This is a genomic window from Variovorax paradoxus, assembly GCF_000834655.1.
GTDB lineage: Bacteria > Pseudomonadota > Gammaproteobacteria > Burkholderiales > Burkholderiaceae_C > Variovorax > Variovorax paradoxus_F.
The window spans coordinates 38,531-57,554 of record NZ_JXQQ01000027.1; the positions used below are offsets into that span (position 1 = coordinate 38,531).

The following is a 19,024-nucleotide window of genomic DNA, read 5'->3' on the forward strand; positions in this document are numbered from 1 at the left end:
CCTGCCAGCAAGGAAAAACGTGCCCGCGGCATCGTAGCTGCTCTGCCTCGGACCGAGGACGCGAATTCGCAACGCAACTCCCTTCCCCGCGTTGGGGATTCGGAAGATTGAGACTTTGTGGCTATTAAAATGAGAATGGTTCTTAATTGATATTGGAGTGGAGCAGGATGAAGAGGACGTTGGTGCGGCGCAGGGCCGCTTCTGTGCTGGTGGGATGCATGGCGATCTACACGCAGCACCAGGTGTTGGCCCAGGCCCAGGGCGCAGCCCAGGGTTCGCTGTCGGAAATACGGGTCGATGCCAACGCCGAGCCAGAAACCGCCACCACCCCCGTCATCGGCTACCGCGCGAAGAACGCCGTCACCGCCACCAAGACCGACACGCCGCTGTCCGAAACGCCCCAGTCCGTGACGGTCGTGACGCGCGACCAGATGGTCGACCAGGGCGCGACCAACCTGCAGGACGCGCTCAACTACGCCGCCGGCGTGCGCTCCGACGCCTACGGCCTCGACTCGCGGACCGACTCGGTGCGTGTGCGCGGCGCCTACCCCGATGTCTACCTGGACGGCCTGCGCCAGGCCTACGGCTACTACACCAGCACCACCCGCACCGAGCCCTACACCCTGGAGCGGCTCGAAGTGCTGCGCGGCCCCTCGGGCATGCTGTTCGGCGCGGGCACGGCCGCGGGGGTGGTCAACATGGTCAGCAAGCGGCCGCTGCAGGAGGCCCAGCGCGAGGTGGGCGTGCAGTTCGGCAGCTTCGGCCGCAAACAGATCCAGGCCGACCTGACCGGCCCGCTCAATGCCGACGGTTCCCTGTCCTACCGGCTGATCGCGCTGCAGCGCAAGTCCGACACGCAGGTCGACTACGTGCCCGACGACCGCAGCCTGATCGCCCCTTCGCTCACCTGGCGGCCCAGCGCGGCGACCTCGCTCACGCTCCAAGGCCTCTGGCAAAAGGACAAGAGCGGCAGCAGTTCGCAGTTCCTGCCCTGGGAAGGCACCTTGCTGCCGAACCCGAACGGACGCCTTCCGGGCAGCCGCTTCATCGGCGAGCCGGGCGATTTCTACAACAGCGAGCGCAAGACCTTCGGCTGGCTGTTCGAGCACAAGTTCAACGACAACTGGACCGTGCGCCAGAACTTCCGCTACGCCCAGAACGAGAACGCCAACCTTTACCACTACGGCGCCGCTTTCAGCGGGTTCGACAGCTGGTCGTCCGACCCGGTCGCCAAGCGCGTGCTGGGCCGCTACTTCGACAACGGGCTGACCCTGAACCGCACCCAGACGCTGGACAACCATGTCGAAGGCCATTTCCAGACCGGGGCGTTGAAGCACACGCTGCTCGTCGGCGCGGACTTCGCGCGCCAGCGCGAGAACGTCTGGAGCGGTACCACCGTCGACACCATCGACGTCTATGCGCCTGTCTACGGCCACCGCGACGTGCCCGAGGCCGTCGCTCTGCCGCGTACCCGCCAGCGCCAGACGGGCCTGTACCTGCAGGACCAGATCAAGCTGGACAACTGGATCTTCGTTGCGGGCCTGCGCCACGACAAGGCGGTGTCCAGCGCCGCCGGCAGCGATGAGCAGAAGAGCAGCGCCACCACCAAGCGCTTCGGCCTGATGTACGCGTCGCCCTCGGGCTGGTCGCCTTACGTGAGCTACAGCGAGTCGTTCACGCCGCAGTCGCCGCGGCAGGGGCGCATCTTCACGCCGCTGCGCGGCGAGCAGTGGGAAGTGGGCGTGAAATACGAGCCCAAGGACCGCGCCCTGGCCTTCAGCGCCGCGGTGTACGACCTGCGCGAGAAGAACCAGATCGTCGAGGAACAGCCGAACGTGTTCTCGCAACGCGGCCTCACCAAGACCAAGGGCGTCGAGCTCGAAGCCAAGGGTTCGATCGGCCGCGATCTCGACCTGGTCGCCCACTACAACTACACCGACGCCGACGCGCAGATCGAGGGCCTGCCCAAGCACCAGGCCAGCGTCTGGGCCAAGTACCGCTTCTCGATCGGCGGCGTCAGCGGCTTCTCGGCCGGCGCCGGCGTGCGCCTGATGAGTTCGTTCCGCGACACCCAGTTCGGCGTGGGCCCGCGCGTGCCGGGCATCGCGCTGGCCGACCTCGTGTTCGCCTACGACACGGCGAGCTGGCGCTATGCGCTCAACATCAACAACGTGACGGACAAGGTGTACTTCAGCACCTGCCTGTCGCGCGGTGACTGCTGGTACGGCTCGCGCCGCAACATCGTCGCGAGCGCGACCTACCGCTTCTAAACTCCGCCCTCAACCCAACACCGCCACGACGACATGAACAGCCGAAAGATCAAGACCTGGGCCTGGGTGCACAAGTGGAGCAGCCTCGTGTGCACCGTGTTCATGCTGCTCCTGTGCATCACGGGGTTGCCGCTGATCTTCCACCACGAGATCGGCCACCTGCTGGGCACCGAGGTCGAGGCGCCCAAGATGCCGGCCAGCACGCCGCGCATCAGCCTGGACAAGGTCCTGGAGATCGCCAAGGCCAAGCATCCCGACCGCGTGGTGCAGTTCGCATCGCAGCCCGAGGACGACGACGGCCTGTGGTTCGTCACGCTCACGCCCACGCCGGAGCCCACGGACGACTTCAAGTCGGTCGCGGTCGACGCGCGCACCGGCGTCGTGCTGGCGCAGCCCAAGTTCGACGAGGGCTTCATGTACGTGATGTTCAAGCTGCACGTCGACCTGTTCGCGGGCCTGGCGGGCAAGCTCTTCCTCGGCTTCATGGGCCTCCTGCTGCTGGTGGCCATCGTCTCGGGCGTGGTGCTCTATTCGCCCTTCATGCGCAAGCTGGACTTCGGCACCGTGCGGCGCGAGAAGCGCCCGCGCCTGAAGTGGCTCGACCTGCACAACCTGCTCGGCGTGGTCACGCTGGTGTGGCTGTTCGTTGTGGGCTCCACCGGCATGATCAACACGTGGGCCGACCTCGTCATCAAGTACTGGCAGTACGACCAGTTGAGCGCGCTGCTCACGCCCTACAAGAACGAGCCCATCGTGCCCGCGGCCGAGCGCGGCTCGGTGCAGCGCTCGATGGACGAGGCCATGCAGCGCACGCCCGGCATGAAGCTGTCGTTCATCGCGTTCCCCGGCACCTCGTTCTCCAGCCCGCACCACAACACCTTCTTCATGCGCGGCAACGAGCCCTTCACTTCGAAGCTCCTGCAGCCGGTGCTGGTCGATGCCAAGACCGCGGAAGTGACGGCGGCGCCGAAGATGCCCTGGTACCTCACGGCCCTGCTCGTGTCGCAGCCGCTGCACTTCGGCGACTACGGCGGCATGCCGATGCAGATCATCTGGGCGCTCCTGGACATCGCGACGATCATCGTGCTGGGCAGCGGGCTCTACCTCTGGCTCAAGCGCGGCAACACCGTGCCGGCGAAGACGACTGCGAGCGGGCCCGCCACGGAGCGCGCGCCGCCGGCGGCATCGGGCCCGCAGCCCGACCCGGCACCGGCGATGAAGGTGCAGGCATGACGACGCACCACAAGACCCAGCATCAGTCGTTCTGGCGCATGTGGGGCTGGCCGATCGTGCTCGGCCTGCTAACCACCGTCGGACTGATCTCCGCGCTCTTCAGCGACGGCGGGTTCGGCGACATGCTGGCCTGGGCGGCACTGGGTATTCCGGTCGTGGTCTGCGCCTGGTTCGGCTGGCGCCGGTCGCCCGACCGCTAGCTGCACGCCCCTCTGTCTCTTCTCGTCTCGTCGGGTTCTCGCTAGGCGAGGGCGTCGGCGCGCCAACGCAGAATCGGGGCGATGAATGCTTCACCTGCCCACGCCGTCCGACTGCTTTTGCTGGGCATCCCCTTCGCGGCGCACGCCCAGCCGGCGCCGACCGCCGAGGCCGGGGCGGGTCAGCTGCCCGCGATCACGGTCTCCACGCCGCGCGGGCAGGTCGCGCCGTTCAACGTGCCCGGCTCGGTGGACCGGGTCGATGGCAACGAGATGCGCGAGGGCCGCCTGCAGGTCAACCTCTCCGAAAGCCTCGGCGCGGTGCCGGGGCTGCAGGTGCAGAACCGGCTGAACTACGCGCAGGACTTGCAACTGTCGATCCGCGGTTTCGGTGCGCGCTCCACCTTCGGCGTGCGCGGCGTGCGGCTCTATGTCGACGGCATTCCGGCCACGCTGCCCGACGGACAGGGGCAGACTTCGAACATAGACATCGGCTCGGTCGATCGCGTCGAGGTGCTGCGCGGACCGTTCTCGGCGCTCTACGGCAATTCATCTGGCGGGGTGCTGCAGGCCTTCACCGCATCGGGGGAGGGCGCGCCGCGTCTTTCGTATTCCGCGGCGGGCGGGAGCTTCGGCACCTGGCGCCAGTCGCTGCAGTTGAGCGGATCGCAGGGCGCCGTCGACTATCTGCTGGGCGCGAGCCGGTTCCACACCGACGGCTGGCGCGAGCACAGCGCGGCGCGGCGCGACATCGCCAACGGCAAGCTGGGCATCGCGCTGGACAACGGCGACAAGCTCACGCTGGTGCTCAACAGCGTGCGCATCGATGCCCAAGACCCGCTGGGCCTGACCGCCGACCAGTACGCGCTCGCGCCCCGCAAAGCGCCGCTCGCGACGCAGTACGACACGCGCAAGACCGTGGAGCAGACGCAAATCGGTCTGCTCTACGAACGGCGCATCGACGCGACGCAGGGGCTGCGATTCATGGTCTATGGCGGCGAGCGCAAGACCACGCAGTACCAGTCCATCCCGCCCTCGGCGCAGCAGAACCCGCTGCATGCGGGCGGCGTGATCGACCTGTCGCGGCAGTACGGCGGCGTCGATGTGCGCTGGACCGCCGCGCTGCAACTGGCCGACCGGCCGCTCGACGTGGTGGCCGGCCTTGCCTATGACAGCCTGCGCGAACGCCGCCGCGGCTTCGAGAACTATCTTGGAAGCGTCGCCAACCCGCTGCTGGGCGTGCAGGGGCGCCTGCGCCGCAGCGAGCGCAACGAGGTCTGGAACCTCGACCCCTACGCGCAGGGCACCTGGCGCCTGGCCGACCGCTGGACGCTCGAGGCCGGCGTGCGCCGCAGCAGCGTGCACTTCGCATCGAACGACCGCTACATCGTGGGCGCGAACCGCGACGACAGCGGCACTGCGCGTTACAGCAAGACGCTGCCTGTGGCCTCGCTGCGCTATCAAGCCACGCCGGATCTCGCGCTCTATGGGTCGGTCGGGCGAGGGTTCGAGACGCCGACGCTCAACGAGCTCTCGTACCGCTCGGGCGGCGCGAGCGGACTCAATTTCGCGCTGCGGCCGTCGGTGAACGACAGCGTCGAGCTGGGTGCGAAGGCGCGGCTCGCCGGCGGGCTGCTGACGGCGGCGCTGTTCCAGACCCGCACGCGCGACGAGATCGTGACCGACACCAACGTCGGCGGCCGTGCCACCTTCCAGAACGCGGGTCGCACGCGGCGCAACGGCTTCGAACTCGGCTGGCAGCACGAGACGGCGAACCACTGGCGCACGCAGCTGGCCTACACGTGGCTCGATGCGACGTACCGCGATGCCTTCTGCTCGCCATCGCCCTGCGCGGCAGCCAACACGGTGGCGGGTGGCAATCGAATCCCGGGCATCGCGCGGCAGTCGCTGTTCGCATCGCTGGGCTGGGTGCCGCCCGAGGGCTGGCGCGCCGGCGTCGAGATGCGCGCGCTCGGTCGCATCCAGGCGAACGACGTCAACACCGCGAGCGCGCCGGGCTATGCCGTCGCGGCGCTGTATGCGGGCTATCTGAAGAAATGGGAGCGTTGGGAGTTCAACGCCTTCGCGCGTGTCGACAACCTGTTCGACCGGCGCTACGTGGGCTCGGTCATCGTCAACGAAGGCAATGCGCGCTATTACGAGCCCGCGCAGGGCCGTAACTGGACGGTGGGCTTCAGCGGTGCATACCGCTTCTGACGACCCACCGTCTGTTCTTGCTTACTTGAGGCCGGCTGCAGCGCGCAGTGCAGGCGCTTGCGTGGTGGCCTCCCAGGTGAACTCGGGCTCTTCGCGGCCGAAGTGGCCGTAGGCGGCGGTCTTCTGGTAGATCGGGCGCAGCAGGTCGAGCATCTGGATGATGCCCTTCGGACGCAGGTCGAAATGCTCCCGCACGAGTTCGGCGATCTTCTCGTCGGGGATCACGCCCGTGCCTTCGGTGTAGACCGTGATGTTCATCGGCTCGGCCACGCCGATCGCGTAGGCGACCTGGATCTGGCATTGGCGTGCGATGCCGGCGGCCACGATGTTCTTGGCCACGTAGCGCGCGGCGTAGGCGGCCGAGCGGTCGACCTTGGAGGGGTCCTTGCCCGAGAACGCGCCACCGCCGTGCGGGCAGGCGCCGCCGTAGGTGTCCACGATGATCTTGCGGCCGGTGAGGCCGCAGTCGCCCTGCGGGCCGCCGATGACGAAACGGCCGGTCGGGTTGATCAGGTAGCGCGTGTCCTTGAGCCATTCCTTGGGCAGCACGGGCTTGATGATCTCCTCGATGATGGCTTCATTGAACGAGGCCTTCATCTTGGTCGAGGTTTCGCTCTGGTCGGGGCTGTGCTGGGTCGAGAGCACCACGGTGTCGATGCTGTGGGGCTTGCCGTCCACGTAGCGCATCGTGACCTGGCTCTTGGCGTCGGGGCGCAGGAAAGGCAGGCGGCCGTCCTTGCGCAGCTGGGCCTGGCGTTCCACGAGGCGGTGGGCGTAGTAGATCGGCGCGGGCATCAACTCGGGCGTCTCGTCGCAGGCGTAGCCGAACATCAGGCCCTGGTCGCCGGCACCGGTGTTCAGGTGGTCGTCGGAGGCATGGTCCACGCCCTGGGCGATGTCGTTGGACTGCTTGTCGTAGCAGACCATCACCGCGCAGCCCTTGTAGTCGATGCCGTAGTCGGTGTTGTCGTAGCCGATGCGCTTGATGGTGTCGCGTGCGACCTGTATGTAGTCGACGTGCGCGTTGGTGGTGATTTCACCGGCGAGCACCACGAGGCCGGTGTTGGTCAGCGTTTCGGCGGCCACGCGGCTGCGGGGGTCCTGCTCGAAGATCGCGTCCAGGATGGCGTCCGAGATCTGGTCGGCGACCTTGTCGGGATGGCCTTCGGAGACGGATTCGGAAGTGAAGAGGAAGTCGTTCGCCATTTTTTCAAAGCTCCTTGAAGTGGTTTGGCGCGTTGCCAACTCTGCGGAGCCCTGGCGAACGCTTTAGCAGGTGCCGAGAATCGGCGGGGCACAATCGCTTCGCGCTTGTGTTTGTCGCCCTGCAAGTTGTTCCGTAACTCGGCGACAATTTGCATTCTATTCGAGCCGCGCAATACCATGCGCGCGCGTCCGTTTTTTGACTCCCCTCCCGTCTCAATGATCACCCTGTTCCGCCTGCTTGCCCGCGTGCCGATGCCGTTGATGCATCGCATGGGCGCCATGCTGGGCTGGCTGGTCTGGTTCTGCGCGCCGGACTACCGCCGCCGATTCAAGGCCAATGCCGAAAGCGCGGGTTTCGCGCCCGACCAATACCGCCCCGCCATCGCCGCCGCCGGCCACATGGCTTCCGAGCTGCCCTGGCTGTGGCTGCGCCCGCAGGGCGAGAGCGTGCTGTCCCGTGTCGTGCGCTGGGAAGGCGTCGAGGCCTTCGAGGCTGCCATGCGGGCGAAGAAGGGCGTGATCCTGGTCGCGCCGCACCTGGGCAGCTGGGAGATGTGCGGCCAGGCGATCGGCGAGCGCTTCTTCGAGGCCTTCGGGCCGATCACCGCGCTGTTCCGGCCGGCGCGCAAGAAATGGATGGCCGACCTGATCGCCGCGGGCTCGCGCGACCGGCCCGGCCTGCAGACGCTGCCGACCAACAACACCGGCGTGCGCGGCCTGATCCGCACGCTGCGCAGCGGCGGCTACACCGGCATCCTCCCCGACCAGGTGCCGCCGCAGGGGCAGGGCGTCTGGGTGCCTTTCCTCGGCCGGCCGGCCTACACCATGACCTTGCTCCCGCGCCTCGCGCAGCAGACCGGCGCGGCGTGCTTTCTCAGCGTATGCGAGCGGCTGCCGCGCGGCGCGGGCTACGTGATCCGCTTCGAGCCCATCGTGGGCACGGCACTGACCGATCCGAAGGCCTCCGTCGAAGACGCGGCCGCCGCAATGAACGACGGCATCGGCCGCCTGATCCGCAGCCTGCCCGGCCAGTACGTGTGGGACTACGCGCGCTTCAAGGAGCCGCGCGCCGACCGGGCCGTCGCAGCCGCCGCCGGGGAGCAGACGCCATGAGCCTCAGCTCACGCCTGGGCATCGGCTTCATGCGGGTGCTGGCACCGCTGCCCCTGCCGCTCGTGCGCGGCTTCAGCAGGATTCTGGGCCGCCTGCTGCACACCGTCGCCGTGCCGCGGCGGCGCGTGGTCGACCGAAACCTCGCCCTTTGCTTCCCCGAAAAATCGGAGGCCGAGCGCCGCGCCATCGCGCGCGAGACCTTCGTCTTCGTTGCGCAATCGTGGCTGGACCGCAGCTGGCTGTGGCATGCGCCCGAGAAGGTCGTGGCGAGCCGCCTGAAGATCGTGGGCTCGGCATCGGAGATCGCAGAGATCGCCGAGGGCGACGCGCCGATGATCCTGTTCGCGCCGCACTTCTATGGCCTCGATGCCGCGGCCACCGCGCTCACCATGCACACGGCGCGCCCCTCGGCCACGATCTACACGACCCAGCGCGACCCCATGGTGGACGCCTGGATCCGCGAAGGCCGCACGCGCTTTGGCGACGTGGCGGCGCTCAACCGGGTGGACGGCATCAAGCCCGTGCTCTCGGGCCTGCGCAAGGGCGGCCTGCTGTACCTGCTTCCCGACATGGACTTCGGCCGCGAGCAGACGATCTTCGTGCCGTTCTACGGCGTGCAGGCGGCGACCGTGCCGTCGCTCTCGCGCTTCGCGCGCCTGGGCAAGGCCAAGGTGGTACCGGTGGTGGCGAAGCTCACGCCCGGCGGCTACGAGATCGAGGTGAAGCCGGCGTGGCAGAACTTCCCCACCGACGACGTCGAGGCCGACACCGCGCTCATGAACGAGCGGCTGCAGGGCTATATCGACACGATGCCGTCCCAGTATTACTGGGTGCACCGCCGGTTCAAGACGCGCCCCGATGGCGAGCCGAAGATCTACTGAGGAAAAACGCCCCCGGCTTTTCACTCGCTTCGCTGCGTGTAACGCCATCCCGCAAGGGGAGGCGCTGCTCGCCTCGGGGCGGCCCGGAGCCGAGCCGTCTCAGCTGCGCTGCAGGAAGGCCTCGATCTCGCGGGCGACCAGTTGCGGCTGTTCGTGCACGATCCAGTGGGTCGCGTTGGGCACCTTCTTGACCTCGAGCTTCGGCACATACGCATCCAGCCCTTCGAGCAGGCCCGGCAGCAGCGCCGCATCGTCCAGCGCCCAGAACACGAAGGTCGGCACGTTCACCGTGAGCCGCTCGGGCGGCAGCACCGGGATGCCATCGATGGTCTGGCCCGGCAGCGGCGGCTTCATGGGTGTCACGCGGTAGAGGTTGCAGGCGCCTGTGAGGCCAGCGCCCCAGACCTCGCGGTACTTCTGCTTCACTTCTTCGGTGAGCCAGCCGAAGCCATCGGGGCCGGCCTTCATCAGCGTGAAGAAGGGCCACATTCGCTTGAAGTCGTCGGCCGCAAGCAGGGCTTCGGCGTCAGGGCGCGCCAGGAAATTCATGTACGCGCTGGCCTGCTGCTGCGCCGGGCTGTTGCGCAGTTCGCGCGTGAAGGTGCCGGGGTGCGGCGAATTGATGATCACGAGCTTGCCGACCTGCTCCGGGAACGCGTTGGCGTAGCCCCAGGCGAAGGCGCCGCCCCAGTCGTGGGCGACCAGCGCGGCCATCGAGCCGTCGGCGTTTTCGGTTGCGACGAGTTGCTGGATGTCCTGGATCAGCAGGTGCGCCTTGTACTCGGCGACCTCGGTCGGCGCGCTCGATTTCTCGAAGCCGCGCAGGTTGGGCGCCACGCAGCGGTAGCCGCCGTGGGCGGGGTCCGCGAAGTAATCGAGCAGTTCGTCCCAGATGAACGCGGCCTCGGGAAAGCCGTGCAGGAACACCATCAGCGGCTGGCCCGGCTTGCCGGCCGCGCGGCAGCTCAGGGTAGTGCCGTTGGGCAGGCTGCGTTGGAATGTCTCGATCATGCTTCTCGTCTCCTTGGGTTGACTGTCGCTATTGTTTTGATAGTGAATGAAGCAGGCAGGACGGTCAATGCAGCCGTTCGGCCTCAGGTTTCTTCCGGGGGTTCCGGCAGCTCCTGCGTTTCGGCCGGCGCAGCGCCGCCTTCGGAATGCACCCACTGCCACAGCAGCTGGGCCGCGTCGCCGACGCCCTGCTTCTTCAGCGCCGAGAACAGTTTGACTTCGCCGCCGCCAGCCTGGAGTCGCGTGATCGACAGCACCTTGGCGCCCTCGCTGCGCGTGAGCTTGTCCGACTTGGTCAGCAGGATGAGGAACTTGAGGCCTTGCTGCACGCGCGGGCGGATCACATCGAGCAGGATTTCGTCGAGCTCGGTCAGGCCGTGGCGCGGATCGCACATCAGGACAACCCCTCGCAGGCTTTCGCGCGTCATGAGGTAGTTGCCCATCACGCGCTGCCAGCGCAGCTTGGCTTCCTTCGGCACGGCCGCATAGCCGTAGCCGGGGAGGTCGGCCAGCACCGCGTCGTCGACCTTCTGCTTGCCGATGCCGAACAGGTTGATGTGCTGCGTGCGGCCCGGCGTCTTCGAGGCAAAAGCCAGACGCGTCTGCTGGGTGAGGGTGTTGATGGCGGTCGACTTGCCGGCGTTCGAGCGGCCGACGAAAGCGATCTCGGGCAGGTCCACCGGAGGCAGGTGTTCCAGCTGCGGAGCGCTGGTGAGGAAGTGGGCGGTGTGCAGCCAACCCAGTGCCACGCGCTCGCGTTCGGCGACCTGCGGGTCCGCGGCGGGGGCCGCGCGGGGAGGATAAGCGGCGGACTTGGCGCGCGGGGAGGTCATCAATGGGCTTTCGGAACGGGGCGCCATTGTAGAATCGCGGGGTTTTGCGCCATAAATCTAAGCCCCCGATATGAAGTTGTTTGCCAATATTCTGCTTGCAGCCCTCATGGGCGCCACGGCCAGCGCGAGTTTTGCAGCCGATGAACATGCAGCCGCCCCCGCAGCGGCAGCAGCCAAGCCGGCCAAGCCCGATCCCGCCAAGGGCGACACGGTGTTCAACGCAACGCCGGCCAACAGCCAGAGCTGTGCCTCGTGCCACAACGCCGACGGCAACTCGGCCATCGCGGCCAATCCGAAGCTGGCGCAACAGCATCCCGAATACATCCTCAAGCAGCTGCAGGACTTCAAGTCCGGCGCCCGCAAGAGCGCGATCATGAAGCCGCTGGCGTCGGCGCTGTCGGACGAAGACATGCGCAACATCGCCTGGTTCGTCGGCTCGAAGAAGGTCAAGACGGGCTTCTCGAAGGACAAGGACACCATCGCCCTGGGCGAAAAGATCTACCGCGGCGGCATCGGCGATCGCCAGATCCCGGCCTGCGCCGGCTGCCACAGCCCGAACGGCGCCGGCATTCCCGCCCAGTACCCGCGCCTGGGTGGCCAGAACGCCGAGTACACCGTCGCCCAGCTGACGGCCTTCCGCGACAACGTGCGCACCAACAGCCTGCCGATGACGGGCGTCGCCGCCAAGCTCAACGACCGCGAAATCAAGGCCGTGGCCGACTACATCGCCGGCCTGCGCTGATTCCGCGCTTTCGAGCGTGAACTAACCGCCGACAACAACCCCAAACAAAGGGCGGGCCGATCCAGGAGGATTGCCCGCCCTTTTGCTTTTTTCTCCCTTTTCCAGCGCCCCACACCCGATGTCAGTTTCCACCCACGGCCTTCGCGTTCATCGCGGCCCGCAAGTGCTTCGCGCGGCGGTGGAGCTGTTCTCGTCGATGCGCTTCGCGATCGCGCTGCTCACCGTCATCTGCATCGCCTCGATCATCGGCACGGTCATCAAGCAGCACGAGCCGATCAACAACTACATCAACCAGTTCGGGCCGTTCTGGGCAGAGCTGTTCCGGGCGGCGCGGCTCGATTCGATCTACAGCGCCTGGTGGTTCCTGCTGATCCTGCTGTTCCTGGTGATCAGCACCACGCTGTGCATCGCGCGCAACACGCCGCGCATCCTGGTCGACCTGAAGACTTTCAAGGAAGACATCCGCGCGCAGAGCCTGAAGGCCTTCGGCCAGCGCGCCGAGAACACGCTGGCCGAAACACCGGACGCAGCCGCCAACCGCATCGGCCAGTTGCTGGTGAGCGGCGGCTGGAAGGTCAAGCTGCAGCAGCGCGACGGCTCGGGCGACGGCAAGGCCGCCCCGGGCTGGATGGTTGCCGCGCGCGCCGGCGGCGCCCACAAGCTGGGCTACATCGCGGCGCACAGCGCCATCGTGCTGGTGTGCATCGGCGGCCTGCTCGACGGCGACCTCGTGGTGCGCGCGCAGACCTGGTTCAACGGCAAGAGCGTGTTCACCGGCGGCGGCATGATCGCCGACGTGGCGCCCGAGCACCGGCTCTCGGTCAACAACCCGACCTTCCGCGGCAACATCCTCGTGCCCGAAGGCGGGCAGGGCAGCGTGGCCATCCTGAACCAGGCCGATGGCGTGCTGCTGCAGGAACTGCCGTTCTCCATCGAGCTGAAGAAGTTCATCGTCGACTACTACTCGACCGGCATGCCCAAGCTCTTCGCGAGCGAGGTGGTGCTGCACGACCGCGAGACCGGCGCGCAGGTGCCGGCGCGCATCGAGGTGAACCATCCGGCCAGCTACAAGGGCGTGGAGATCTACCAGTCGAGCTTCGACGACGGCGGCTCCAAGGTGAAGCTCAAGGCGGTGCCGATGGCAGCCGCAGCCAAGCCCTTCGAGGTCGAGGGCATCATCGGCGGCCCCAGCACCGAGATCACCAACGGCAAGGACAAGCTCACGCTCGAGTACGCCGCGCTGCGCGTGATCAACGTGGAGAACTTCGCCGACGGCGGAGCCATGGGCAGCGGCGCCGACGTGCGCAAGGTCGACCTGCGCCACAGCCTCGAGTCGCGCCTGGGCGCCGCCAACAAGACCAACAAGCCGAAGGTGCTGCGCAACATCGGTCCGAGCATCGGCTACAAGTTGCGCGACGCTTCCGGCCAGGCGCGCGAATACCAGAACTACATGGTGCCGGTGGACACCGGCGACGGCCAGCCGGTTTTCCTGCTGGGCATGCGCGAGAAGCCCGAGGACCCGTTCCGCTACCTGCGCGTGCCGGCCGACGAGCAGGGCTCGATGGACGGGTTCGTGCGCATGCGCACCGCACTCGGCGATGCCGACACCCGCGCGCGCGCCATCGAGCGCTATGTCGCCAAGGCGAGCGATCCGAAGCGGCCCGAAATGGCCGAGCAACTGCGCGTGTCGGCCACCCGCGCGCTCGCGCTGTTCTCGGGCAGCGAGCGCGCTCGGGCCGATGCCACCACCGCCGGCGGCTGGCAGGCGATTGCCGAATTCATGGAAGCCAACGTGCCCGAGGCCGAGCGCGAACGTGCCGGCGCGGTGCTGGTGCGCATCCTCAACGACGTGCTGTTCGAAGTGCTCAACCTGAGCCGCGAAGGCGCGGGCCTTGCGGCCGTGCCGAGCGACGACAAATCGCAGGCCTACCTCACCCAGGCGGTGCTGGCCATCAGCGATGCGCATTTCTACCCGGCGCCCGTCGCGATGATGATGACCGACTTCACCCAGGTGCAGGCCAGCGTGTTCCAGGTGGCGCGTGCCCCTGGGAAGAACGTCGTCTATCTCGGGTGTCTGTTGCTGATCGTCGGGATTTTTGCCATGCTGTACGTGCGCGAGCGCCGGCTGTGGGTGTGGCTCACTCCCGATGGCGCCGCTTCAGGGGACAACGCAACGGCCGCCACGATGGCCTTCTCGGTCAACCGCAAGACGATCGACAGCGACCGCGAATTCGAGCATTTGAAGCACAAGCTGCTCGCGCTGAACAAGACAGAACCAGAGACACCATGAACACCACGACCCTCACGCTCAATGAAAGCTGGCTCTCGCGCCGCAACCTGTTCGATTGGGTGTTCGCGGCGCTGGTGCTGGCCGGTGGCCTGTTCGCCTTCACCCGCTATGCGGGGTCGATGGACTATTACGAGAAGCCGATCCTCGCCGCCGCGGTGATCGCGATGATCTCCATCGGCTGGTTCTGGCGCCCGCTGCGGGTGCTGGCCATCGTGGTGGCCGCGGCCTCGCTGCTGGCGATCACCTCCTATCAGGGCGACCTGGCGCGCGCCGACTCGGTGTTCTGGCTCAAGTACTTCCTCTCGAGCCAGTCGGCCATCCTCTGGATGAGCGTGCTGTTCTTCATGAGCACGGTGTTCTACTGGCTCGGCTTCTTCGGCGGCAAGCAGGCCGACACCTTCGACGCGATCGGCTCGCGCCTGGCTTGGGCGGCCGTGACGATGGCGCTGATCGGCACCATGGTGCGCTGGTACGAGAGCCACCAGCTCGGCCCGGACATCGGCCACATCCCGGTGAGCAACCTGTACGAAGTGTTCGTGCTGTTCTGCTGGCTGACGGCCGCGTTCTACCTTTACTTCGAAGAGCGCTACAACACGCGCGCACTCGGCGCGTTCGTGATGCTGGTGGTGAGTGCGGCGGTGGGCTTTTTGCTCTGGTACACGATCGTGCGCGAGGCGCATGAAATCCAGCCGCTGGTGCCGGCCTTGCAGAGCTGGTGGATGAAGCTGCACGTGCCAGCCAACTTCATCGGCTATGGCACCTTCGCGCTCGCGGCAATGGTGGCCTTCGCCTACCTCATCAAGGAGCAGGCGACCGAGACGCGCTGGTACAAGCTCACGCCGATCTGGCTTCTGGGCGTGGCCCTCTGCTTCGTGCCGGTGGCATTCCGCCAGCGCGTGCAGGAAGCCGGCGGCAGCTACTGGGTGATCTACGCAGGCATCTCGGCGCTGATCGCGGCGGGCATCCTGCTCGGGCGCAAGCGCATCGCCGCGCGCCTGCCGGCCAACGAGGTGCTCGACGACGTCATGTACAAGTCGATCACGGTCGGCTTTGCCTTCTTCACCATCGCCACCGTGCTCGGCGCGCTGTGGGCGGCCGACGCCTGGGGCGGCTACTGGAGCTGGGACCCGAAGGAAACCTGGGCGCTGATCGTCTGGCTCAACTACGCGGCCTGGCTGCACATGCGGCTCGTCAAGGGCCTGCGCGGCACCGTGGCTGCGTGGTGGGCACTGGGCGGCCTGGCGGTCACGACCTTTGCGTTCCTGGGCGTCAACATGTTCCTGAGCGGCCTGCACAGCTACGGCACGCTGTAGGCGCAGCGCAGGTTCTGCGCCTTTCGCGAAGAATTGAAACCGCGCGCCGCCACGGCGCGTAACCAAACCAGGGCATGTCACGAACTACCCTGAGACCAACGATTCACGCGAAAGGCCTGTCATGTCGTTCCATTCCCGTTCGCACCGCCGCGACACCGGTGGCTTCACCCATCCGCTGTCGAGCGAGATCACGCCGCGCGCCGCCTACGAAGGCCGTCGCGACATGCTCAAGTTGATGGCCGGCGGGGTCGCCGGTGCGGCGCTGGCCAGCTTTGCGGCACGCGAGGCCTTCGCGCAAGCCACGGGCCCGCACAAGCTGGCGCTGCTGCCCGCCGTCAAATCGACGGTGCCCGGCGCGCAGACCATGGACAAGCTCACCGACTACAAGGACGCGTCGAGCTACAACAACTTCTACGAGTTCGGCACCGACAAGGGTGATCCGGTCAAGAACGCCGGCACGCTGAAGACGCGCCCGTGGACCGTCGAGGTCGAAGGCCTGGTCAAGAAGCCGGGCAAGTACGGTATCGAAGACCTCCTCAAGCTCAGTGCGCAGGAAGAGCGCATCTACCGCCTGCGCTGCGTCGAGGGCTGGTCGATGGTCATTCCGTGGGTCGGCTATTCGCTGGCCGAACTCATCAAGAAGGTCGAGCCCCAGGGCAATGCCAAGTTCATCGAGTTCGTGACGTTGGCCGACCCGAAGACCATGCCCTTCGTCGGCTCGCGCGTGCTCGACTGGCCCTACACCGAGGGCCTGCGCATGGACGAGGCGATGCATCCGCTCACGCTGCTGGCCTTCGGCATGTACGGCGAGGTGCTGCCCAACCAGAATGGCGCGCCGGTGCGCCTGGTAGTGCCATGGAAATACGGCTTCAAGTCGGCCAAGTCGATCGTGAAGATCCGCTTCGTCGAGAAGGAACCAAGCACGGCGTGGAACAAGGCGGCGGCGCAGGAGTACGGCTTCTATTCGAACGTGAATCCGAACGTCGACCACCCGCGCTGGAGCCAGGCGACCGAGCGCCGCATCGGCGATGGCGGCGGGCTGTTCGCCAAGCGCAACAAGACGCTGCTGTTCAACGGCTACGAAGCGCAGGTGGGCCAGCTCTATGCGGGCATGGACCTGAAGAAGAACTTCTGAGCGAGCTTCGTCGCCCAGGTCGCATCTCATGAACAAGCTGCTCATGCACCCGGCGACCAAGCCGGTCATCTTCCTGCTATGCCTGCTGCCGTTCGCGCGGCTGGCGTACGGCGCGTTCACCGATGGGCTGGGGGCGAATCCTGCCGAGTTCCTGATCCGCGCCACGGGTGACTGGACCCTGCGCTTCATCTGCATCGTGCTGGCGGTGACGCCGCTGCGCGTGACAGCCAAGTGGAACGCGCTCGCGCGCTTTCGCCGCATGTTGGGGCTGTTCGCGTACTTCTACGTCGTGCTGCACCTCTTGTGCTACAGCTGGTTCGACATGGGCTTCGAGTGGGGCGAGATCGCCAAGGACATCGCCAAGCGGCCGTTCATCCTGGTGGGCTTCTCGGCCTTCGTGCTGCTGACGCCGCTGGCCGCCACCTCGTTCAATCGCGCGATCAAGGCGATGGGCGCAAAGCGCTGGCAGATGCTGCACAAGCTGGTGTACGTGATCGCGGGGCTCGGCCTATTGCACTTCTTCTGGATGCGTGCCGGCAAGAACAACTTCGCCGAGGTGTTCATCTACGTCGCGATCATCGCGGTGCTGCTCGGATGGCGCGTGTGGAACTACGCGAGCAAGCGCAAGGCCAAGGCGTCCGCCGGTGCACGCGGCGGCGAGAAGCCGCTGCGCAGCACCACTTAGGCTGCTCAGACCTGTTCGTTACGCAGCTGGTCTTCCATCGTCTCGCGGCGACGGATCAGCGTGGCGCTCTGGCCGCTCACCAGCACTTCGGCCGCACGCGGACGCGTGTTGTAGTTGCTGGACATGCTCATGCAGTACGCGCCCGCCGACAGCACGGCCAACAGGTCGCCGGCCAGCACATTGAGCGCGCGGTCGCGGCCGATCCAGTCGCCGCTCTCGCAGACCGGGCCGACCACGTCGTAGGTCGGCGCGTCGCCAGCGCGGATGCGCAGCGGCACGATCTTCTGGAAGGCTTGGTACATCGCGGGGCGCGGCAGGTCGTTCATGGCCGCATCGACGATGCAGAAATTCTTGTCTTCGCCGGGCTTGGTGTAGAGCACTTCGGTCACGCACACGCCCGCATTGCCGACGAGCGAACGGCCGGGTTCGATGACCAGCTTGCGCTGCCCGAAGCCGCGCGCGTCGAGCTTGGCGAGCAGCTGCTGCCAGAGGTGATCGGCCTTGGGCGGCACTTCGCCGTTGTAATCGATGCCCAGGCCGCCGCCGAAGTCCAGGTGGTGGATCGGCACGCCGGCCGCCTCGATCGCCTCGACCAGGTCGAGGACGCGATCGCAGGCGTCCAGGTACGGCGACGCTTCGGTTATCTGCGAGCCGATGTGGCAATCGATGCCAACCACTTCGAGTCCGGGCAGCTTGGCGGCATGGCGGTACGCCTGCACGGCGCGGTCATGCGCGATGCCGAACTTGTTGCCCTTCAGGCCGGTAGAAATGTAGGGGTGCGTTTTCGGGTCGACGTTCGGATTGATGCGGATACTGATCGGCGCGCGGCGGCTTTCGGCCAACGCCACTTCGTTGAGCACGTCGAGTTCGGCTTCGCTCTCGACGTTGAAGCAGGCGATGCCGGCCGCGAGAGCCTGGCGCATTTCCGCGCGCGTCTTGCCGACGCCCGAGAAGATGATCTTTTTCGGATCGGCGCCCACGGCCAGCACGCGGGCGAGTTCGCCGCCCGAGACGATGTCGAATCCGCAGCCCGCCTCCGCGAACACGCGCAGCACGCCGAGCGACGAATTAGCCTTCATCGCATAGCAGATCAGGGCGTCGCGGCCCTCGAAGCCACGCTGGTAGGCCGCCAGGGCGTCCAGCATCCATTGCTTCGAGTAGACGAACAGCGGCGTGCCGTGCTCGCGCGCCAACGCATCAAGGGCGAGACCTTCGACATGCAGTGCGCCGTCGCGCTGGGCAATGTGGGGGTGGCCGGGGAGGGAAGCGTTCGTCACTTGGGCGCTCCGCTGCCGGTGGTGGCTGAGGCCGGCGCGCTACTGGCGGCGGCCGGCTTGGGAGCGGCTTCGTTGCTGGAAGCGCCCGAGCCGCCGGGGGTTATCAATTGCGGCAGGGTGGCTCGCTGCACGGCTGCCGGATCATTCGGCAGGTACAACGCACCGCGCTGGCCGCAGGCAGCGAGCCCGGCTGCCGCAGCGGCGATGCAAACCATGAGCACAGTGCGGCCGCGGGCGGTCACTAGAATTTGGCGAACATTCAACATAGCGAAATTGTAATGACCGACACCGAGTACATGGACCGCGCTGAAGCCGCGCTCGCCGCGATCGAGCAAGCCTGCGATCGCATCAACGACGCGACCGACGCCGATCTCGACAACCAGCGGGTGGGCGGGATGATCACAATTTCATTCCAGAACGGGAGCCAGCTGATCGTGAACCTGCAGAAGCCGCTGCAGGAGATATGGCTGGCCGCGCGGTCCGGTGGCTATCACTACCGGCACGATGGCCACGCCTGGGTCGACACCAAGACGGGCGAGGAGTTCTTCGGCAACCTCTCGCGCGAAGCCACGTTGCAGGCGGGCCAGCCGCTGGAGTTTGCAGCCGGCTGATCCGCCTTTG

General features: G+C 66.8%; 17 protein-coding genes. 12 read left to right on the forward strand and 5 right to left on the reverse strand.

The features are described from left to right. Window positions 1–167: 167 nt before the first annotated feature. From RT97_RS12195 to RT97_RS12210, 4 genes are all read left to right on the forward strand, one after another. Window positions 168–2,270, forward strand: coding sequence for a TonB-dependent siderophore receptor (locus tag RT97_RS12195; RefSeq protein WP_042579052.1), 2,103 nt, complete (start codon window positions 168–170; stop codon window positions 2,268–2,270). Window positions 2,271–2,303: 33 nt separating this feature from the next. Beyond that, entirely contained in the window at window positions 2,304–3,503 is a 1,200-nt protein-coding gene (locus tag RT97_RS12200) for a PepSY-associated TM helix domain-containing protein (protein ID WP_042579053.1), read from the forward strand. Then, on the forward strand, window positions 3,500–3,703 hold the full coding sequence (locus RT97_RS12205; RefSeq protein ID WP_042579054.1) for a hypothetical protein: 204 nt from the start codon (window positions 3,500–3,502) through the stop codon (window positions 3,701–3,703). The genes RT97_RS12200 and RT97_RS12205 overlap by 4 nt, the downstream gene beginning before the upstream one ends. A gap of 81 nt (window positions 3,704–3,784) precedes the next feature. Next, on the forward strand, window positions 3,785–5,917 hold the full coding sequence (locus RT97_RS12210) for a TonB-dependent receptor (RefSeq protein WP_042579055.1): 2,133 nt from the start codon (window positions 3,785–3,787) through the stop codon (window positions 5,915–5,917). Window positions 5,918–5,938: 21 nt separating this feature from the next. Here the strand turns inward: RT97_RS12210 and metK are convergent, their stop codons facing one another. Beyond that, a complete protein-coding gene (metK, locus tag RT97_RS12215) occupies window positions 5,939–7,123 on the reverse strand; it encodes a methionine adenosyltransferase (RefSeq protein WP_042579056.1) in 1,185 nt (394 codons plus the stop codon). Window positions 7,124–7,339: 216 nt separating this feature from the next. Between metK and RT97_RS12220 the strand changes: the two genes are divergently transcribed. Together RT97_RS12220 and RT97_RS12225 are read left to right on the forward strand one after the other, a co-directional pair. Further along, on the forward strand, window positions 7,340–8,236 hold the full coding sequence (locus RT97_RS12220; RefSeq protein ID WP_042579057.1) for a lysophospholipid acyltransferase family protein: 897 nt from the start codon (window positions 7,340–7,342) through the stop codon (window positions 8,234–8,236). Continuing rightward, on the forward strand, window positions 8,233–9,117 hold the full coding sequence (locus tag RT97_RS12225) for an LpxL/LpxP family acyltransferase (protein WP_042579058.1): 885 nt from the start codon (window positions 8,233–8,235) through the stop codon (window positions 9,115–9,117). Before RT97_RS12220 ends, RT97_RS12225 begins: the two co-directional genes overlap by 4 nt. Before the next feature lie 99 nt (window positions 9,118–9,216). Here the strand turns inward: RT97_RS12225 and RT97_RS12230 are convergent, their stop codons facing one another. Together RT97_RS12230 and yihA are read right to left on the reverse strand one after the other, a co-directional pair. Continuing rightward, complete coding sequence (locus RT97_RS12230) at window positions 9,217–10,128, reverse strand: alpha/beta fold hydrolase (RefSeq protein ID WP_042579059.1); 912 nt, start codon at window positions 10,126–10,128, stop codon at window positions 9,217–9,219. Between the two features lie 83 nt (window positions 10,129–10,211). Beyond that, on the reverse strand, window positions 10,212–10,961 hold the full coding sequence (gene yihA / locus RT97_RS12235; protein ID WP_042579060.1) for a ribosome biogenesis GTP-binding protein YihA/YsxC: 750 nt from the start codon (window positions 10,959–10,961) through the stop codon (window positions 10,212–10,214). Between the two features lie 70 nt (window positions 10,962–11,031). On the opposite strand from yihA, the gene RT97_RS12240 reads away from it, so the two are divergent. From RT97_RS12240 to RT97_RS12260, 5 genes are all read left to right on the forward strand, one after another. Further along, complete coding sequence (locus tag RT97_RS12240) at window positions 11,032–11,703, forward strand: c-type cytochrome (RefSeq protein WP_042579061.1); 672 nt, start codon at window positions 11,032–11,034, stop codon at window positions 11,701–11,703. Between the two features lie 118 nt (window positions 11,704–11,821). Further along, window positions 11,822–13,993, forward strand: coding sequence for a cytochrome c biogenesis protein ResB (locus RT97_RS12245; protein ID WP_042579062.1), 2,172 nt, complete (start codon window positions 11,822–11,824; stop codon window positions 13,991–13,993). Further along, window positions 13,990–15,306 (forward strand): c-type cytochrome biogenesis protein CcsB, encoded by a 1,317-nt coding sequence (gene ccsB / locus RT97_RS12250; protein ID WP_042579063.1) that lies wholly within the window; start codon window positions 13,990–13,992, stop codon window positions 15,304–15,306. The genes RT97_RS12245 and ccsB overlap by 4 nt, the downstream gene beginning before the upstream one ends. 121 nt (window positions 15,307–15,427) lie before the next feature. Continuing rightward, entirely contained in the window at window positions 15,428–16,441 is a 1,014-nt protein-coding gene (gene msrP, locus RT97_RS12255) for a protein-methionine-sulfoxide reductase catalytic subunit MsrP (RefSeq protein WP_042579064.1), read from the forward strand. A gap of 28 nt (window positions 16,442–16,469) precedes the next feature. Beyond that, window positions 16,470–17,126 (forward strand): sulfite oxidase heme-binding subunit YedZ, encoded by a 657-nt coding sequence (locus tag RT97_RS12260; RefSeq protein WP_042579065.1) that lies wholly within the window; start codon window positions 16,470–16,472, stop codon window positions 17,124–17,126. 5 nt (window positions 17,127–17,131) lie between these two features. Here RT97_RS12260 and lysA read toward each other — a convergent pair whose 3' ends face one another. Together lysA and lptM are read right to left on the reverse strand one after the other, a co-directional pair. After that, a complete protein-coding gene (gene lysA / locus RT97_RS12265; protein ID WP_042579066.1) occupies window positions 17,132–18,403 on the reverse strand; it encodes a diaminopimelate decarboxylase in 1,272 nt (423 codons plus the stop codon). Beyond that, window positions 18,400–18,669, reverse strand: a complete 270-nt coding sequence (gene lptM / locus RT97_RS32490) for an LPS translocon maturation chaperone LptM (protein ID WP_080898268.1) — start codon at window positions 18,667–18,669, stop codon at window positions 18,400–18,402. The genes lysA and lptM overlap by 4 nt, the downstream gene beginning before the upstream one ends. Before the next feature lie 12 nt (window positions 18,670–18,681). Between lptM and cyaY the strand changes: the two genes are divergently transcribed. After that, the gene (cyaY, locus tag RT97_RS12270; RefSeq protein WP_042579067.1) at window positions 18,682–19,014 is read left to right on the forward strand and encodes an iron donor protein CyaY; all 333 of its coding nucleotides are present in this window, start codon (window positions 18,682–18,684) and stop codon (window positions 19,012–19,014) included. Window positions 19,015–19,024 lie beyond the last annotated feature (10 nt).

What these genes read in the sequence shown, in the direction of transcription:
- RT97_RS12195 (WP_042579052.1), top strand. Translation starts at nt 168, where the DNA reads ATGAAGAGGACGTTGGTGCGGCGCAGGGCCGCTTCTGTGCTGGTGGGA.
- RT97_RS12200 (WP_042579053.1), top strand. Translation starts at nt 2,304, where the DNA reads ATGAACAGCCGAAAGATCAAGACCTGGGCCTGGGTGCACAAGTGGAGC.
- RT97_RS12205 (WP_042579054.1), top strand. Translation starts at nt 3,500, where the DNA reads ATGACGACGCACCACAAGACCCAGCATCAGTCGTTCTGGCGCATGTGG.
- RT97_RS12210 (WP_042579055.1), top strand. Translation starts at nt 3,785, where the DNA reads ATGAATGCTTCACCTGCCCACGCCGTCCGACTGCTTTTGCTGGGCATC.
- metK (WP_042579056.1), bottom strand. Translation starts at nt 7,123, where the DNA reads ATGGCGAACGACTTCCTCTTCACTTCCGAATCCGTCTCCGAAGGCCAT.
- RT97_RS12220 (WP_042579057.1), top strand. Translation starts at nt 7,340, where the DNA reads ATGATCACCCTGTTCCGCCTGCTTGCCCGCGTGCCGATGCCGTTGATG.
- RT97_RS12225 (WP_042579058.1), top strand. Translation starts at nt 8,233, where the DNA reads ATGAGCCTCAGCTCACGCCTGGGCATCGGCTTCATGCGGGTGCTGGCA.
- RT97_RS12230 (WP_042579059.1), bottom strand. Translation starts at nt 10,128, where the DNA reads ATGATCGAGACATTCCAACGCAGCCTGCCCAACGGCACTACCCTGAGC.
- yihA (WP_042579060.1), bottom strand. Translation starts at nt 10,961, where the DNA reads ATGACCTCCCCGCGCGCCAAGTCCGCCGCTTATCCTCCCCGCGCGGCC.
- RT97_RS12240 (WP_042579061.1), top strand. Translation starts at nt 11,032, where the DNA reads ATGAAGTTGTTTGCCAATATTCTGCTTGCAGCCCTCATGGGCGCCACG.
- RT97_RS12245 (WP_042579062.1), top strand. Translation starts at nt 11,822, where the DNA reads ATGTCAGTTTCCACCCACGGCCTTCGCGTTCATCGCGGCCCGCAAGTG.
- ccsB (WP_042579063.1), top strand. Translation starts at nt 13,990, where the DNA reads ATGAACACCACGACCCTCACGCTCAATGAAAGCTGGCTCTCGCGCCGC.
- msrP (WP_042579064.1), top strand. Translation starts at nt 15,428, where the DNA reads ATGTCGTTCCATTCCCGTTCGCACCGCCGCGACACCGGTGGCTTCACC.
- RT97_RS12260 (WP_042579065.1), top strand. Translation starts at nt 16,470, where the DNA reads ATGAACAAGCTGCTCATGCACCCGGCGACCAAGCCGGTCATCTTCCTG.
- lptM (WP_080898268.1), bottom strand. Translation starts at nt 18,669, where the DNA reads ATGTTGAATGTTCGCCAAATTCTAGTGACCGCCCGCGGCCGCACTGTG.
- cyaY (WP_042579067.1), top strand. Translation starts at nt 18,682, where the DNA reads ATGACCGACACCGAGTACATGGACCGCGCTGAAGCCGCGCTCGCCGCG.